Source organism: Paenibacillus sp. 2TAF8 (genome assembly GCF_052114825.1).
Lineage (GTDB): Bacteria > Bacillota > Bacilli > Paenibacillales > Paenibacillaceae > Paenibacillus.
On record NZ_JBFRFN010000002.1, the window covers coordinates 662,538 to 678,723 of the forward strand.

The 16,186-nt window shown below is 44.9% G+C and carries 10 protein-coding genes; 2 read left to right on the forward strand and 8 right to left on the reverse strand.

The genetic code is table 11. The annotated features are described in order from the left end of the window. Positions 1-83: 83 nt before the first annotated feature. The 7 genes from AB4Z30_RS04885 to AB4Z30_RS04915 all read right to left on the reverse strand — a co-directional run bounded on the left by AB4Z30_RS04885 (position 84) and on the right by AB4Z30_RS04915 (position 11,289). The gene (locus AB4Z30_RS04885; protein ID WP_441923819.1) at positions 84-542 is read right to left on the reverse strand and encodes a VanZ family protein; all 459 of its coding nucleotides are present in this window, start codon (positions 540-542) and stop codon (positions 84-86) included. A 46-nt stretch (positions 543-588) separates the two neighbouring features. Then, on the reverse strand, positions 589-1,461 hold the full coding sequence (locus AB4Z30_RS04890; protein WP_441923821.1) for an AraC family transcriptional regulator: 873 nt from the start codon (positions 1,459-1,461) through the stop codon (positions 589-591). Positions 1,462-1,742: 281 nt separating this feature from the next. Then, on the reverse strand, positions 1,743-4,175 hold the full coding sequence (locus tag AB4Z30_RS04895) for a glycogen/starch/alpha-glucan phosphorylase (protein WP_441923823.1): 2,433 nt from the start codon (positions 4,173-4,175) through the stop codon (positions 1,743-1,745). A 364-nt stretch (positions 4,176-4,539) separates the two neighbouring features. Continuing rightward, positions 4,540-5,643, reverse strand: coding sequence for a glucose-1-phosphate adenylyltransferase subunit GlgD (gene glgD, locus AB4Z30_RS04900; protein ID WP_441923825.1), 1,104 nt, complete (start codon positions 5,641-5,643; stop codon positions 4,540-4,542). A gap of 122 nt (positions 5,644-5,765) precedes the next feature. Further along, a complete protein-coding gene (locus AB4Z30_RS04905; RefSeq protein WP_441924215.1) occupies positions 5,766-6,929 on the reverse strand; it encodes a glucose-1-phosphate adenylyltransferase in 1,164 nt (387 codons plus the stop codon). 666 nt (positions 6,930-7,595) lie between these two features. Beyond that, positions 7,596-8,747, reverse strand: a complete 1,152-nt coding sequence (locus AB4Z30_RS04910; protein WP_441923827.1) for an iron-containing alcohol dehydrogenase — start codon at positions 8,745-8,747, stop codon at positions 7,596-7,598. 847 nt (positions 8,748-9,594) lie between these two features. Then, on the reverse strand, positions 9,595-11,289 hold the full coding sequence (locus AB4Z30_RS04915; protein WP_441923829.1) for a M3 family oligoendopeptidase: 1,695 nt from the start codon (positions 11,287-11,289) through the stop codon (positions 9,595-9,597). A gap of 667 nt (positions 11,290-11,956) precedes the next feature. On the opposite strand from AB4Z30_RS04915, the gene AB4Z30_RS04920 reads away from it, so the two are divergent. Both AB4Z30_RS04920 and AB4Z30_RS04925 read left to right on the forward strand, forming a co-directional pair. Then, a complete protein-coding gene (locus AB4Z30_RS04920; protein WP_441923831.1) occupies positions 11,957-12,712 on the forward strand; it encodes a hypothetical protein in 756 nt (251 codons plus the stop codon). 122 nt (positions 12,713-12,834) lie between these two features. Next, entirely contained in the window at positions 12,835-13,047 is a 213-nt protein-coding gene (locus tag AB4Z30_RS04925; protein WP_090920691.1) for a hypothetical protein, read from the forward strand. 171 nt (positions 13,048-13,218) lie between these two features. Here AB4Z30_RS04925 and AB4Z30_RS04930 read toward each other — a convergent pair whose 3' ends face one another. Then, positions 13,219-15,966, reverse strand: a complete 2,748-nt coding sequence (locus AB4Z30_RS04930; RefSeq protein WP_441923833.1) for a PAS domain S-box protein — start codon at positions 15,964-15,966, stop codon at positions 13,219-13,221. Positions 15,967-16,186 lie beyond the last annotated feature (220 nt).

Below are 16,186 nucleotides of genomic sequence, written 5' to 3' on the forward strand. Positions count from 1 at the left end.
CGAAAAGAAACCCTTATAAACACCTGAACTTAGGTTTTATACAAAAAGACAAAAAGACCCGATATCGCAATCGTACCACGCGATTAGCTTCGAGTCTTTCTTGGCCAGTCTATAAATAATCGGAAACTGGAAAATCCGATCCAGGCTCCGAACGTATTGAGAATAATATCATCCACATCAAATGACCCTACTCGTGTGATGAGCTGAATGGTTTCCACCAGCAGAAGGAGGAAAACAACAATTAAAGTCAATTTAAGCCAGGAACGATAGTGGCGAAATAGCCACGGAACCCAAATCCCCAGTGGAATAAATAGAACGATRTTACCAAACAGATTTTTGACCCAAGCATCTGTCGTGTAGTTTTCTCTCTCCAAAAGCAAAGGGCGAATCGTCTCGAAAGGCACAAAATTATACTGATAATGTACGGCCTGTGTCCTTCCCTTGAAAAAAAGCAGACTGCACATGATCAGCGTGTATATAAACGCTAGAAATATAATGAATGCAAGCACCCGCTTGGAGTATAGCCATTCTCTTCTGCTCATGCCTGCTCCTCCTCGACCTCATTTACCGCATAGCGCGCGGTAAGGTCTATTTTAGCGGGATATAGATCTTCATGTCCAGCCGCTCGGGCGTTGATTTCCATACATCGGTCACTTCAAAGTCAGGTCCTTCTCGCCGCTCGTACTTGGATGCAGGCAGCCAGCTGCCGTAGATCATTTTGCGAACGTCCTGCTCGGAGCCTTCCGTTGTAAACACCGCATACAACCCGCCAGGAATGTCCAGGCAGGTATATCCCGGTTCCAGAGAATCATCACTGCCTACACTTTCCTCCCCTATAATAAACGAAAATGCTCCATCCTCCTGAAAATGAGCTGCAACGCCGTACGCCATATCGGGGCGAATCCGTTCTGGAATGTTCATGAACTTCTGCTGGCTTCCGAAATCATGATAGAAACCAGGAATTTCTGCGTAATGCTGCTCATTATTCAGATTCGTCTGATATTCATATCCAATGATGCGGATCGGCTCCAGTGTCACCATATGTGGCGGATTCATATGGAATTCTGTACCGAGTTTTGAACGATATTCATTAAAATCAATAGTCTTCTGCATCTGCTTCTCCGTCCAATGCTCCTTCTCCTCTTGCTTGCGATACCGGGCCGGCGTAATTCCAAAGTGGGCATCGAAAGCTCGCGTAAAGGCTTCCTGTGATTGATAACCATAGCTAAGTGCTATCTCCAGTACGCCTTGAGCTGTGTTCCGCAAGGTCGCTGCCGCCTCGGTTAGTCTTCGTCTACGCACATACTCCAAAACGGTAAAACCTGTAATGGCCTGAAACAAGCGCTGAAAATGAAATGCTGAAAAACTCGCGGCGGCAGACGCATCCCTAATGTTGAAAGGCTCCTGCAAATGCTGCTCCAGATGCTCGATGGCGAGCTGAATACGTGAGTAATGATCCATATATACGTCTCCTCTTCATTTGCATGATATGTAGTCTACTTTGTCTTACCTTACTGGTCTGTTTCTTCACTTAGTATGACTTAAATACTCAACCATTTTTTGATCCTGAATGCGAACTTAAATAACAAAACAAAAATCTCTTGTTCATGTCCGCAGCCCTGCAGCGAATTTCGCCACTGCCGGACGCAGACATCAAACAAGAGAGAATGAACTTCCGTTTGTAAAGCTAATTTAAATGCTAATTTATCTGTTCTGTTTTTTACACACACGCCTTCTGTAAGCTAACCATTCCAGTGTCCTGACACGGGATGAATGCCCCAAATATCAGTTGCGTACTCACTTATTGTACGGTCACTGGAGAAGATGCCCGAATGTGCTGTGTTAAGTATAGCCTTGCGAGTCCAGCCGGTAACATCACGATACGCTTGATCAATCGCCGTATGAGCATCCGCATACGCCGCAAAATCACGTAATACAAAATATTCATCCCCATGCGCAAGCAACGAGTCATAAATATCCCAGAACTCTCCATCCCGATAACAGAATGCCCCCGGATGCACTAGTTGCTCCACGACTTCGCGAATACGCTCATCCTGATCCACGATTTCGTTAGGACGGTAGTTACCGTTCCGATAATATTCCAGCACTTCGTCGGCACGCAAGCCATAGATGAACATATTCTCTTCACCGACTTGCTCTGCCATCTCCACGTTTGCCCCATCCATCGTACCAATCGTCAGTGCGCCATTCATCATAAATTTCATATTACCTGTACCGGAGGCTTCTTTGCCTGCTGTCGAGATCTGTTCACTCACATCTGCCGCAGGGATAATTTTCTCGGCAAGCGAAACAGAATAGTTCTCCAAGAAAAAGACTTTCAATCGGTCATTTACCGCTGCATCCCGATTCACGGTGTCTGACACTGTGTTGATCAGTTTGATGATTTTCTTGGCAAAATAATAACTTGGCGCAGCCTTCGCTCCAAAAATGAACGTGCGTGGCACCATATCGAACGAAGCATCGCTTTTCAATCTATTATACAGATGCATCACATGCAAAATGTTCAGCAGTTGTCTTTTGTACCCGTGCAATCTCTTGACCTGTACGTCAAATACAGAATCCGGATCAACGGGTACCCCCGTGTGATCTAGGATGTAAGACGCCAGACGATTTTTGTTATCTCGTTTGATCGCACGAAATTGCTCCTGGAAAGCAGACTGATCAGCATAATCAGCCAATTGCTCGAGTTTGCCTGGTTCCGTGATCCATTCATTGCCGATCGTTTCTGTAATGAGATTCGACAGCTTCGGATTAGCATGCATTAACCAGCGGCGGTGTGTAATGCCATTGGTTTTATTGTTGAAGCGTTCTGGATACAAGGCATAGAACGGTGCCATCTCCCGTTCTTTCAAAATCTCGGTATGCAGTGCAGCGACACCATTGACACTATGACTGCCTGTGATGGCAAGGTGTGCCATGCGAACCTGATCGTTCGCAATAATCGCCATATGCTCGATGCGATCGGAATCACCGGGATAACGATCAAGCAGCAAACCACAGAAGCGTTTATTGACCTCTTCAATAATCATATAAATGCGTGGCAGCAGCTTGCTAATCATAACCACAGGCCACTTTTCCAGTGCCTCGCTCAGTGTTGTATGATTCGTATAAGATACGGTGCGCGTAGTAATGTCCCACGCTTCGTCCCATCCATAGCCCTTCTCATCCATCAGAATCCGCATAAGTTCGGGAATCACCAGTGTCGGATGGGTATCATTGATATGAAACGCTACTTTGTCTGGCAGACGGTCATAAGACAGCCCCAGTTTACTGAATGTGCGCAATGCGCTCTGTACACCAGCTGAGCACATAAAATATTGTTGTTTAAGACGCAGCAACTTGCCTTCATATTGGGAATCATCCGGATAAAGAAATTCGGAGATGGACTCTACCGAACGACTGTAGTCCAAGTATCCATAATAGTTCGAAGGGGTATCTAACGACGTTTCCCTTTTTGGCTCTGCACTCCATAACCGTAATGTGTTGACATGTGGTTGACCGTAACCGATAACAGGTACATCATACGGAACAGCAATAACCGATTCAGCATCCTTCGTCACGAAATGGTAATGTCCATCCTGCTCGTAAGCCTCAACGTGGCCCCAGAACTGAACTTCGACCTTTTTATCTGGACGCCGCACTTCCCATTCATTACCCTTATCCAGCCAATTGTCAGGCAACTCAACCTGATTGCCATTGATAATTTTCTGCTCGAACAAACCGTATTTATAACGGATACCACATCCATGTCCCGCATAGCCGAGTGAGGCCAAGGAGTCTAGAAAACAGGCAGCTAGTCTTCCCAGTCCTCCATTGCCTAATCCCGCATCTGCCTCCTGTTCTTCAATACACTCCAGCGAAAAGCCAAGTTCCGCCAGACTGTCACGAACCAGTTCCAGTTCATTTACGTTCAGCAGATTGTTGCCAAGCAGACGTCCAATCAGAAACTCCAGCGAGAAGTAATAAACCTGTTTATCCTGACGCTGCTTGAATCCCTGATTCGAGGCTGCCCAATCCTGACCCACATATTCACGAATCATACTGCCGAGCACGTGGTACACGTCTTCCTTCGTCGCTTCTTCAATTGGTTTGCCCAGTTTGCTAACGAGATTCCGTTGAAAGATCGATTTAAACGTTTCTTTGTTGTCAAACAAAAGTAGGTTCCTCCCGGTGAAATCCTGCGGGTTGATGGCGGTTCATGGCTTGTTTATCAGACATGAGGCGGCAGCTTAAATGCTGGACGTTGGAGCCGAGCACCGTTTCGGTCACGAATCGTTCTTTCGATCGCTGTTGTCTCTCCATTTCTTCAATTACCCATTTGAATGGCTGAAATGGAGCGACAAAGGCGAGCGCTTCGCTTCTTCAGAATCGATTTCGTGCCCTCCACTGCGTCTGCACGAATACAGCAGCTTTAAACGGCGGCACTCATGCTTTCAAAAAGACACGAACCTGAAAACTTTCCCGCAGGATTTTATTTTTTTATATATAGTTATGGATGATATCGGACAGATTTCCGCTTTAAATAATAGTACTTTTTGCCAAAATATACGGATTTGACGGGTCACCGATCAACGTCTGCCCGCCCGTCAGCTTCACGTCTTTATCCAGAATAACGTTCTCCAATACAGTGCCTTCGCCAATATAACATTTCTGCATAATGATCGAACCCTTAATTTTCGCTCCCTTTGCAACATGCACACCACGGAACAAAATACTATCCTGCACTTCACCGCCAACGATGCAGCCATTGGCTAGCAGAGAGTGTTTGACATCCGCTGATTCCAAATATTTGGCGGGTGCTTCGTATTTAATCTTGGTTTGCACAGGATCTTCTTTGAACAGCTGTTCATATTGTCCTGTATTCAGCAGATCCATGCTGTTGCGGTAGTAGCTGTCAATCGAGTTAATTACGGCATGATATCCTTCATAGGCATAGGCCGCGATTTTCAATCCGCTCGGATTTTTCAAGATAGCGTCACGGAAAAAATGAGTTTCACCATGTTCAATGCAGCGCTGCACCTGTTTGAGGAAGAGTTGTTTTTCCATGATAAAAATCTCCGTATATATATTCGTATGGTCGGCACATTGGTGAATGTCCACCACATTGCCATCTTCATCATGATCGACTTTGACGCAGGATTCATGCTCAGGCAGCAATTGGTCTACTCTTTTGCAAACCAGCGTTACGTCCGCTCCCTTACGAATATGATATTGATACACATCCTGAAGATCGGCTTTGGTCACATGTCTGCTGCCTGCGTGTACAACGTATTGCCCCGCACCTCTGTGGAAGAAATCCAGATTGTTGTGGAAATGCTGCAAATCTCCCTGCGAAGTGTCCGTCGGGTCGTTCCAGTCCGGAGGTAGAATAAACATGCCCCCATGCTTGCGATCCAGATCCCACGGCTTACCATCACCCAGATGATCCATCAGCGAACGGTATTTGCGGCGAACAAATACACCTATGCTTTCAATTCCTGCATTCATCATGTTGGACAGTACAAAATCGATCAGACGATAACGCCCCGCATAAGGTACCGCGGCTCCGCAGCGAAAGTACGTCAATTCCTTCAGTTCTTCCAGCTCATGGTCAAGGTTAATTACTCCAATCAATGATTTCATCGCGCGCACCGTCCTTCTTAAACCATTTTGGTAGAGCATAAGTCTCGCATCTGCATTTGTGCACGATGACGGAGATCTCCCTATTTAACGTTATAATTGGTCTTATTCCTTGGATACGCAAATTAATTTGAAATTCCTTGACGTAGCTGTCGTTCCAGTTCTTCCTGATCTACCAATAAAATATCACTCTCGTCTCCCGGTCCTGGAGCTATCCGGGTGCCGTCCGGGATGACTAATCCTTCAGAGATAATTGCTTTTTGGATAGAAACGTTCCGGCCAATTTTAACCCGCGGCATCACAACGGAATCCATCACCGCACTGTTTTCTCCGACCTCTGTTCCATAGAACAAGACAGAATGATTTACCTCTCCGTGTACGATGCTGCCCTCACTGATGATGCAATTACGTACCTTGGCAGCAGGCGATATATATTGAGCAGGCTGGTTCGGGTTACGGGTGAAAATACGCCAGTTTGGATCATTCAAATTCAATGGCGTCTCCTCATCCAGCAGGTCCATATTGGATTCCCACAGACTGCGAATCGTTCCAACGTCTTTCCAGTACCCTTCGAACGGGTAAGCAACTAAAGATTTACCATTTTCAAGCAGCAAAGGAATAATGTCTTTACCAAAATCGTAGGAGGTAGATGCCTGTTGTTCATCCTGAATCAGGAATCGTTTCAGCACATCCCATTTGAAGAGATAGATGCCCATGGAAGCAAGTGTGCTTCGGGGCTGAGAAGGTTTTTCTTCGAATTCATAGATGCTGTAGTCCTCATTTGTATTCAAAATACCGAAACGACTCGCTTCTTCCAGCGGAACGTCAATCACTGAAATGGTGCAGTCGGCATTTTTTTCCTTGTGATACTGGAGCATTTTATCATAATCCATCTTATAGATATGATCACCGGACAGAATCAGCACATGTTCGGGATCAAATTGTTCAATAAAGTTCAGGTTACGGTAAATCGCGTCAGCTGTCCCTCGGTACCAATTACTTCCGTCTTCCCGTTCATGGGGTGGAAGCACATAAACCCCGCCATTTTTGCGATCCAGATCCCAGTCACTACCAATACCGATGTAGGAATGCAACACAAGCGGTTCGTATTGGGTCAACACACCAACGGTATCAATACCCGAATTTGAGCAATTGCTCAGTGGAAAATCAATAATGCGGTAGGTTCCCCCAAAATACACAGCCGGTTTTGCCAGTGATTTCGTCAATCCCTTTAATCGTTTACCCTGTCCTCCGGCGAGCAACATCGCTACAACCTCTTTTTTTGCCATCATTACAGCCTCCTCCACGTGCATTCATTCTGATTCATTTCAGAGCCCATAATCGATATTCTGTTGTGATAACACGGCTGTCTTGATTAAGAGCATGCTGTACAGATGTGTAACGGAATAAGACATCGTTTATATGTAACGGGACGTCTTTCGTTTGTGATCATCTGGATTGGTTGAGCGAATCTAAGCAGTGAACATGTTTGGGTCGAAGTTCTCTTCAATTCAGATAAGGCTGGCGGTGTGTCGATGAACGTAGATCGTGTAGATTGAGTTGAGCATCTGCATCATGTTGATCATGTAGAAAAAGACTTCTGTTGCGTTGAAGACTGTCAAAGAAATGGGTGCTCAGAATAAGTACCTATTACCCATTAAACAGGAATTTGATCGGGGAATCTTGCGGTAACCGCGACATTGGAAAAATTATAGGGCATTAATGGTTTGAACCGACATGCTCCCGTAATGCCGCTGTTATTTTAATCTATTCGCTAAACACAAATTAAAATCCTTTTGGTAATAATATGGTAAAATCAACCTGCTTGATTGGGATGGTTCACACATATCAAAAAAAGCCGCCAATCTCAGCGACTTCAATTGTAACATCATTTATTTCTCTGTAGTTTGTATCGAGAGTATATATCTAAGATTATATTTATCATTTAATTGGGTTTAAATAATCTTTCGGAACAGGTCGATAACCTCATCCTTGGATGGTTGATACGGGTTTCCTGGTGCACAGGCATCTTTCATCGCATTACTTGCGAGCAGTTCTACATCTGGGTTCTGTACGCCGAGTTCGGATAATTTTTCAGGAATTCCTACTTCTTTCGCAAGCTCTCGGATTGCCGCAATCACATAATCTGCACATTCTTCATCTGTGCGCTCTTTCACATCCATCCCAATCGCCTTGGCGATGTGACGGAATTTGTCCGGCACATGCTTGGCATTCATCTCCTCGACATAAGGCAGCAGCATGGCATTGCATACTCCATGCGGCAGATCATACACCCCGCCCAATTGATGCGCCATGGCATGAACATATCCAAGACCCGCATTATTAAAAGCAATGCCTCCCAAGAAACACGCGTATGTCATATACTCCCTGGCTTCCAGGTCGGTCCCATCCTTCACCGCCCTTGGTAAATATTCAAAGATCAACTTGACCGCCGCTGCAGCCGTTGCACTTGTAACCGTAAAACCCCCAGGTGTAACCATCGCTTCTACTGCATGAGTTAACGCATCCATGCCCGTAGCTGCCGTCAGACTGGCAGGTTTATTCAGCATGAGCTCGGGGTCATTCACCGACAGATCAACAAGACAGTTTCGATCCACCATCACCATTTTCACTTTTCGCTCCTCATCTGTAATCACGTAGTTCATCGTTACCTCGCTTGATGTACCGGCTGTTGTATTCACAGCTACAAGCGGAACCGATTTGGTTTTGGATTGATGCAGTCCTTCATATTCACGGATATGTCCACCATTCGCAGCAACGATACCAATCGCTTTCGCAGCATCCTGCGGTGAACCTCCGCCTATCGATATAATGGCGTCACAGCCATGGTTCTGGAATACTCGTAATCCTTCATGCACTTGATGGCATGTTGGATTGGGCTGTACCTCATCATATACGACATAGTCTAACCCTGCTTGCCGCAGTGTGGACAATACACGCTCAGCGACACCTGACGTAACCAGTGCCTGATCTGTAACGACCAGAGCCTTGCGTATGCCCATCTGTACAATCATTGGAGCTGCATCCTGCAAACACCCTCTACCCATCAAATTCACGGGTGGAACATAATATGCATGCGTTGCCATCTGAACCAGCCTCCTGTAACCCTGATTTACTACCTTTATTGTAACTGAATCCGTTTGCAGCTATAGTGAAATAAATCACAATCATTTGATAAATGTTACATTGTCCCATCTTGTTACTAGGAAGTTTAAAGCTTATTTTTTGCTCTTTTTATATTTTTTAGTTTCTAATCGTTTAGTTTCAGGGGCTGTTTGCGTATCTATTCGCTTACTTTCATCGATGCTATGCATCCCGTACTATGTTTCCATGCTATTTATGCGCAAAAAAAGACGACTCACACCCCCGAAGAGTCTAAGTCGCCTTATCTTGCTGCATAGCCATAGCGTATTTGTTACCTAGCAAATTTGTACAACCCTAGAAGGTCGCTACACAACGCCCAAGTTCTAACGATCACCAGAAGCCTTATTTCCCTTCATTCTCGCATAAAAAAAATCTAACGATCCTCAGCGACGCTATTTAGCTCATTTTGAGCAAAACTGAAGCCAAAACGTGCATATTCCAGCAAATATCGTTCCTACGGATCGTTAGAATCGTGGATCACGCCAAAATGGCGAAATAAGCTCTGTGGTGATCGTTAGCCCATACTACAGCAGGCAAAACAGTAACATGCGGAAAACTTTTCTATTCGTACACGTGACGATCTCCTGCTCACCTTTGTATCCATTTAGTACGGGTGGCGTTGCATTATTATAACCTAGCATTACACACTACAGCTTACTTACTGCTTACCCTGTCTTACCTCATTGTATCTTAATTGTCCTGTCTCATTCTATCCAGCCAGTCTCGGCTGACCCACTTTACTTTACTTTACTTTACTTTACTTTACTCGGCTTTACTTCCTGCCCCTTACTACAGAGCTTTGTCGTTCACACCGTCAAGCCATGCTTCAATATCGCCAATAACAGAGGACACACAGCCGTCTTCAAACGGTGATTTTAAACCAGCAAGCTCTACCAGACCTGTGAAGGACAGGCTACCACCTGCTTTGCACAATGTCAGATAATCCGCCCATGCCGATTTCATATCTTCATTGCTGCGTTTCCAGAACTGGAATGCACAGATTTGAGCCAGCGTGTAGTCGATATAGTAAAATGGCGATGAGAAGATATGACCTTGCTTATGCCAAAATCCACCTTGCTCCAAATACGCGTTGTCTTTGTAATTGATATGTGGCAAGTAAATCTTCTCGATATCACGCCAAGCCTGCTTGCGTTCAGCCGGTGTAGCATCCGGGTTCGCATAGACAAAATGCTGGAATTCATCTACAGCTACTCCGTATGGAATAAAAAGAAGCGCAGAAGACAGATGGTCGAACTTGTACTTGTCCGTATCTTCCTTGAAGAACAGCTCCATCCACGGCCAAGTGAAGAACTCCATGCTCATGGAATGAATCTCTGCAGACTCATAGGTCGGCCAATTATATTCAGGCACAGCAAAATCACGGCTTTCGTACACTTGGAACGCATGTCCTGCTTCATGCGTCAATACATCAATATCGCCCGACGTACCATTGAAGTTGGAGAAAATAAACGGTACTTTGTAATCGTTCAGGAACGTACAATATCCGCCGCCCTGTTTACCTTTTTTACTAACCAGGTCCATCAATTCATTCTCGGTCATCATCTGGAAGAACTCATCGGTCTCAGGCGAGAGTTCCGCGTACATGCGTTTGCCGTTCTCCACAATCCAATCTGGATCACCTTTGGGTGTTGGATTACCCGTCTTGAAACTAAAGCCCTGATCGTAGAAATAGAGCGTATCCACATCAATCCGGCTACGCTGACGTTCTCTGAGCTTGGTTGCAACAGGTACGATGTAATCTCGAACTTGTGCACGGAAATTCGCTACCATCTCCGCGTTATAATCCGTACGGTTCATACGGTCATAACCGAGCTCCACGTAGCTTGGATAGCCCAGCTTTTTCGCAATCTGTGTACGCACTTTCACCAGCTCGTCGTAAATGCGGTCGAATTCCGCTTCATGCTCCGCCATAAATGTATAGCGGGCTTCTGAAGCACGCTCCCGCATGGAGCGATCTGTAGACAGCTCAAACGGGTGCAGCTGAGGCAGTGTACGCTCCTCCCCTTCAAACGGAATTTTAGCGGAAGCGATCAGCTGGTTGTATTCCGTAGAAAGTTTGTTTTCCTTCTGGAGATCTTCAATGATCTCCGGGCTGAATGTTTTCAAAGCCTGATCGGCGAGCTGGAACAGTTGAGTTCCCCACTTTTGCTCCAGTTCCGCACGGAACTTGGAATTCACCAGCGCACGGTAGTAATCCGTGATATACTCCTGAACAACAGGCTGGCTTTCATCCAGAAACTCGTTCTCTGCCTTATAAAACTCATCATTAGTATCAATGGAATGTCTGATATAGACGAGCTGTGCCTGGGTTTCGAAATCACTGCGAAAGGCATTGATTTTGTCCATGAATTCACTTTGCTCTTCCACTGAAGACGCCGCTTCGAATCCCTCCAGCAGTTCACCGAAAGCAGTTTTGATGTGTTCCAGATCGGGACGTGTATACGTGTATTCACTAAACTTCATTTATGTACACCCTTTCCTGTTTGGCAAATTTCGGGAAAAACCCGAGAAGCTATTCCCTATTATACAAAAGTAAAGCCTAAAAATCCCATCTTTACGAAAAATATTTGTCCATCGGTCAAATGCTCCCGATCTGAAACGAATCATTTACATCCTTGCGTGAGGTATCTATATGATCAGTTTAAGTATGCTTCATCATACTTGATTCGCAGCAACACAAATAAGCCCGCCCCGCATCAGCGAAGCAAGCTTATAGGCTTGTCTTTTTCAAATGTTACAGTTGATTTGCAAATTAGTGTTTATCTTCATCAACAATCTTATAGAACCAGCCCATACCAATCATACCCACAACCATAATCACAGCCAGAATAATAATATAAGTCATGAAAGTACCCCCCTTGCCCGTATATTCATCTCTATACTAGTGTACACGCGGAATGATGGTTTGAATTGACCGAACATTGACAAAAATACGAAATCTTTAATTTTAATCAACCCAAAACATCACTTTTGTTATTCTTTTCTTCAAACTACATCCTTGTTATCTCACCATAAGTCTTGTTTTATACGACTTGTTAGCATCTGCAGACTTTCCGTTGTATACTATACTTCTGGATTGGATGGATATGGACATTACCTCAATATATTTTCACAGAAAGGCAGGAGCTTCATGTCAACTCGCATTTCTATACACTCTTTATCACTTGCTCTTGTACTTGCCTTCATGCTGATCATGTTATCCGCCTGTGCGGATGGAGAAGCCCATGTGACTGTAAATACAAACGGAACGGCAGATCTGGATCTGAATCTAAGTGTTTCGGACTCAGCTCTTGGCAAAATTGGACAAGACAATATGATGCCCTTGCTAGCTGAAGCATTGGAACGGAATAACTTTAAGGCAGAAGTGACCAAACAGGCAGATCAGAGTGTGTTAAAAGCAACGACCCATTATGAAAAAAGAAATATGACCGGGTTCGATTCTTCCAAGCTGCCACCAGGTATTCAGATCGAACAATCAACGACCCCAGGTTTCTTCACGTCAAAAATGCATATTGTTGCTAAAGCTGACCTTATGGAAGCCATGCCAGATGGGGATATTAAAGACAAGATCAACAATGTTCCAGGTTTTCTCAAACGACTTTTGTTAAAAGATGTGAAATTTGATTTTAAACTGTCTCTCCCGATCCAAGCCGAGGATTCCAATGCAGATCAAGTGCAGGATGGTGGTAAAACGCTGATCTGGAACATTTCTCCCCTGCAAAAGAATACGCTGGATTTGACCGTGCAAATTCCGAATATTCGGAATATCCTGTTGGTTTCCATCGTTGGCCTTGTACTGATCCTGGCTCTGCTCATCTGGTTTTTCATTCGGCGCAGACGAGCAAGACTATTGCAAAATCCGACGGTACATCGTGGAAATTCATGACACTCCTTCGACTATTTGATTTGTGACTTGCCAAACGGTGTTATGGATAGTAGAATACATCCGTACTGTGCGAACGGTTAACAAGATGATTTAAGCAAAAACTAAAGAGGTGAACAAGTTTCATGAATATCCGGGAATGCGCCCTGCCTGGTATCGGGGTTAAGTACCAGTTTCATACAAAAGGCGGTAATCAGTTAGTCATCATCAAGCACGAAGACGGACGCCGTGAGTTATTTTCGGTGAATCCGCAGGATAACGAAGAACTCACGCTGATTGCAGAATTGGAAGATGATGAGTGTGTAACCCTCTCAGGGTTAATCGGTGGATGGTCTTAAGTACTGGGTTCCATAACATTACAGCAGATTGAAACACTAAAAACATTTGCCCAATTACCTTTAAAAAGTATCTTTAAACACGTAAAAAACCTGTACTCCAAATGGAGATACAGGTTTTTTGTATTCGTCATTTGTTGAACGCTTTCTTATCTGGCCCCACAGATTGCAAGATCAATTCACTTTCTGAGCATCTATATAGGGCACCCATGTGTTCAGAACGCGAATAATCTCTGACGAATGGAAAGGCTTGCTTATAAAGTCTTGCATTCCGCATTGCAAGCAAGCTTCTCGGTCACGTTCCCCGGCAAAAGCTGTAATTGCTGCAATCACCGGGATCTTCGGATGGGTTTTCCTGATTTCACAAGTCGCTTCGATCCCATCCATCACAGGCATTTGAATATCCATAAAGATCAGATCGTATGGCGTTATCGCGAGTAAATCTACAGCCTGCGCCCCATTCTCCACGATATCGCACACACCACCGAATTTGCGCAACATTTCCTCTAACAGATGACTGTTCAAGGCCTGATCCTCGGCAATTAAAATACGAATTCCCTGAGCAAGATGGTGACGTTCTGGCATTTCTAGCCCTACAGCTACCTCATCTTCTGCAGACAGTACTTCTTCTCTCCACTTCTCTAACACAAGGGTAAACTGGAATTCCGCCCCCTGACCAATCTCACTTTGCACACCGATGGCTCCACCCATCAACTCGACCAATTTCTTGCTAATGGCAAGTCCCAAGCCCGTTCCTCCAAATTTTCGATTAATGGATGGGTCCAATTGGGAGAAGGATTGAAATAATTGATGCTGCTTATCCAAAGCTATGCCAATGCCTGTATCCTTAACCTTGAACGAAAGCAGCAGATGATCCGGGCCATATTCTGGCGAATGATCTATCTCCGCAATAACCGCAACGTTTCCCTTTTCGGTAAATTTAACCGCATTGCCCACCAAATTAATAAGAATCTGACGAATCCTTGTCTCATCTCCGCTCACACATTCCGGAATCTGTGAAGAGACTTCACTATATAGTTCAATCTTCTTCTCAGCGGCTTTGATGGAAAACAGCTCCATTACACTGTTCAGCATCTCCCGGATATCTACTGGCCCTTGTTCCAAATCCATTTTGCCTGCTTCAATTTTACTGAAGTCGAGTATTTCATTCAAAATGTACAGCAGCGACTCTCCACTATCAATCATAATCTCCGCAAATCCTCGCTGTTCTTCATCCAGCTCTGTTTCCATCAACAGATGTGCCATTCCCATAATCCCGTTAAGCGGTGTACGAAGCTCGTGGCTCATAATAGCGAGAAACTCGGACTTTGCACGATCAGCGTGCTCTGCCGCTTCCTTCGCACGAATGATTTCTTTTACCGATGTCATATCACGGAACACCAACACGGCACCACGTGTTTTCCCTTGATCCATAATTGGCTTCAGTTGGAACTCCGCGAGAAAACTCGATCCGTCCTGTCGCCAGAATACCGATTCTGTCCGCGGCAATGCCCTTCCTTCACGTACAGACTGCAAAATAGGCGTACCTTTCGCCGGATAAGGAATCCCTTCACTTTGCATCTGTATCATCATTTTCTCCAGAGGTTTGCCATTCATCTCGTTTGGACAGATGCTCATCATCTCCGCCGCAGCCGGGTTGGCAAAATTCACATTCCCATCCAGATCCAGCCCAATGACACCTTCGGACATTCCATTCAAGATCAGCGCTCTTTCGTAACTTAAATTCTCAATCTCTTCGACATAACGTTTAGCTGATGTAACATCACTCGTAATGCCGTATACACCAACGACTTTGTTTTCCAGCAAAATAGGGACATTGATAACACTTGTCTCAATTCGTTGCCCGCTCTTGTGAATCAAGCCAATCTCGTAGCTCTGCGCTATGCCCTTCACCGATTCTTCAAAGTGATAACGTGTCTTCTCCAGATCTACCGGATCAATCAGATGATCGAAAGGCCGACTTAACAGTTCATCTCTCGTATGGCCTGTCAATTGTTCCTGCCCCGCATTGGCTTTCAGCAAATTCCCATCCAGATCCAAGGAAGCCACTCCAAGCGGATTACAATCAAACAAAGACGTATACTCTTGTAAATTCAACTGCTGCTGTTTACTTTCTGTAATGTCTCGAGTAACTGCGACCATCTCCTGCAGCTTGCCTGACTCATCGCACACATAATGGGTCAATGTATCTGCCCATATAATGGATCCGTTCTTGTGCTGCAGCCGATAACTAATACGCTCCGGTGTAAGTCCACTCATCTGACCGCGGATATAGGCCTGTACGGCCGGAATATCCTCCGGGTGAATGCAGAACATGCCCGATCGTCCTATCATTTCTTCAGGATCGTAACCGAGCATGCTTCTGCTCGCATCAGATACATATTTAAATGTACGCTCAGCATCCGCCTCATGAATTGCAATCAAATCCATTGAAGATTCAGCCAGTATACGTGAAATACGACTGCTCTCTTCCAGCTGTTTACGCTGTTCAAGGAGTCGTTCTTCCGCCTCTTTTTGTTTCGTAATATCTGCAGCTTGTACCAGTAAATACAATGGCTCTTCCGTTTCCTCGTCCCGGACAATGCATGCTCTGATCGTTGCCCACAGCAACGTACCATCTTTTCGTTTCAAACGCACCTCTGTTTCGTACATCGGCTGTTCACCGTTGGTCATTTCCCAGAAATTTTTACGAAACTCTTCGTATCTGAGGTCTTCTTCATAAATCATATGTACAACAGAAGTATGCAACAGCTCCTCTTCCGTTGATGCAAGCATCTCGCAAAAAGCGGGATTCAACTGCACCCACAGTCCATTAACGTGAGAAGCGACAGCAATGCCGATTGGCGCGTGTGTGTATAATTGTTCGAACAGAGACCGGCTCTGTGTGATGGAGTTCGACACTACGTATCCTCCCTTACCGAGAATGTAAATGTTGCTTTAATCGAAGCGTGAATGTTGTTTTAATGAGAATGTAATGTTATTCGTATGAACAGATCGAACGGAACATAACTTTACTATAAGAGTAGTACCCCAAATACCATGATAGTTAAACGATCCAGAAGCAAAAATCTTAGACAAAATTCGACATTGTTCAGATCTTCGGCGTCTCAGCATATTCAAC

Coding starts and splice junctions, on each gene's coding strand:
- AB4Z30_RS04905 (WP_441924215.1), bottom strand. CDS start 6,929: ATGGCAAAAAAAGAGGTTGTAGCGATGTTGCTCGCCGGAGGACAGGGT.
- AB4Z30_RS04915 (WP_441923829.1), bottom strand. CDS start 11,289: ATGAAGTTTAGTGAATACACGTATACACGTCCCGATCTGGAACACATC.
- AB4Z30_RS04925 (WP_090920691.1), top strand. CDS start 12,835: ATGAATATCCGGGAATGCGCCCTGCCTGGTATCGGGGTTAAGTACCAG.
- AB4Z30_RS04920 (WP_441923831.1), top strand. CDS start 11,957: ATGTCAACTCGCATTTCTATACACTCTTTATCACTTGCTCTTGTACTT.
- AB4Z30_RS04890 (WP_441923821.1), bottom strand. CDS start 1,461: ATGGATCATTACTCACGTATTCAGCTCGCCATCGAGCATCTGGAGCAG.
- glgD (WP_441923825.1), bottom strand. CDS start 5,643: ATGAAATCATTGATTGGAGTAATTAACCTTGACCATGAGCTGGAAGAA.
- AB4Z30_RS04910 (WP_441923827.1), bottom strand. CDS start 8,747: ATGGCAACGCATGCATATTATGTTCCACCCGTGAATTTGATGGGTAGA.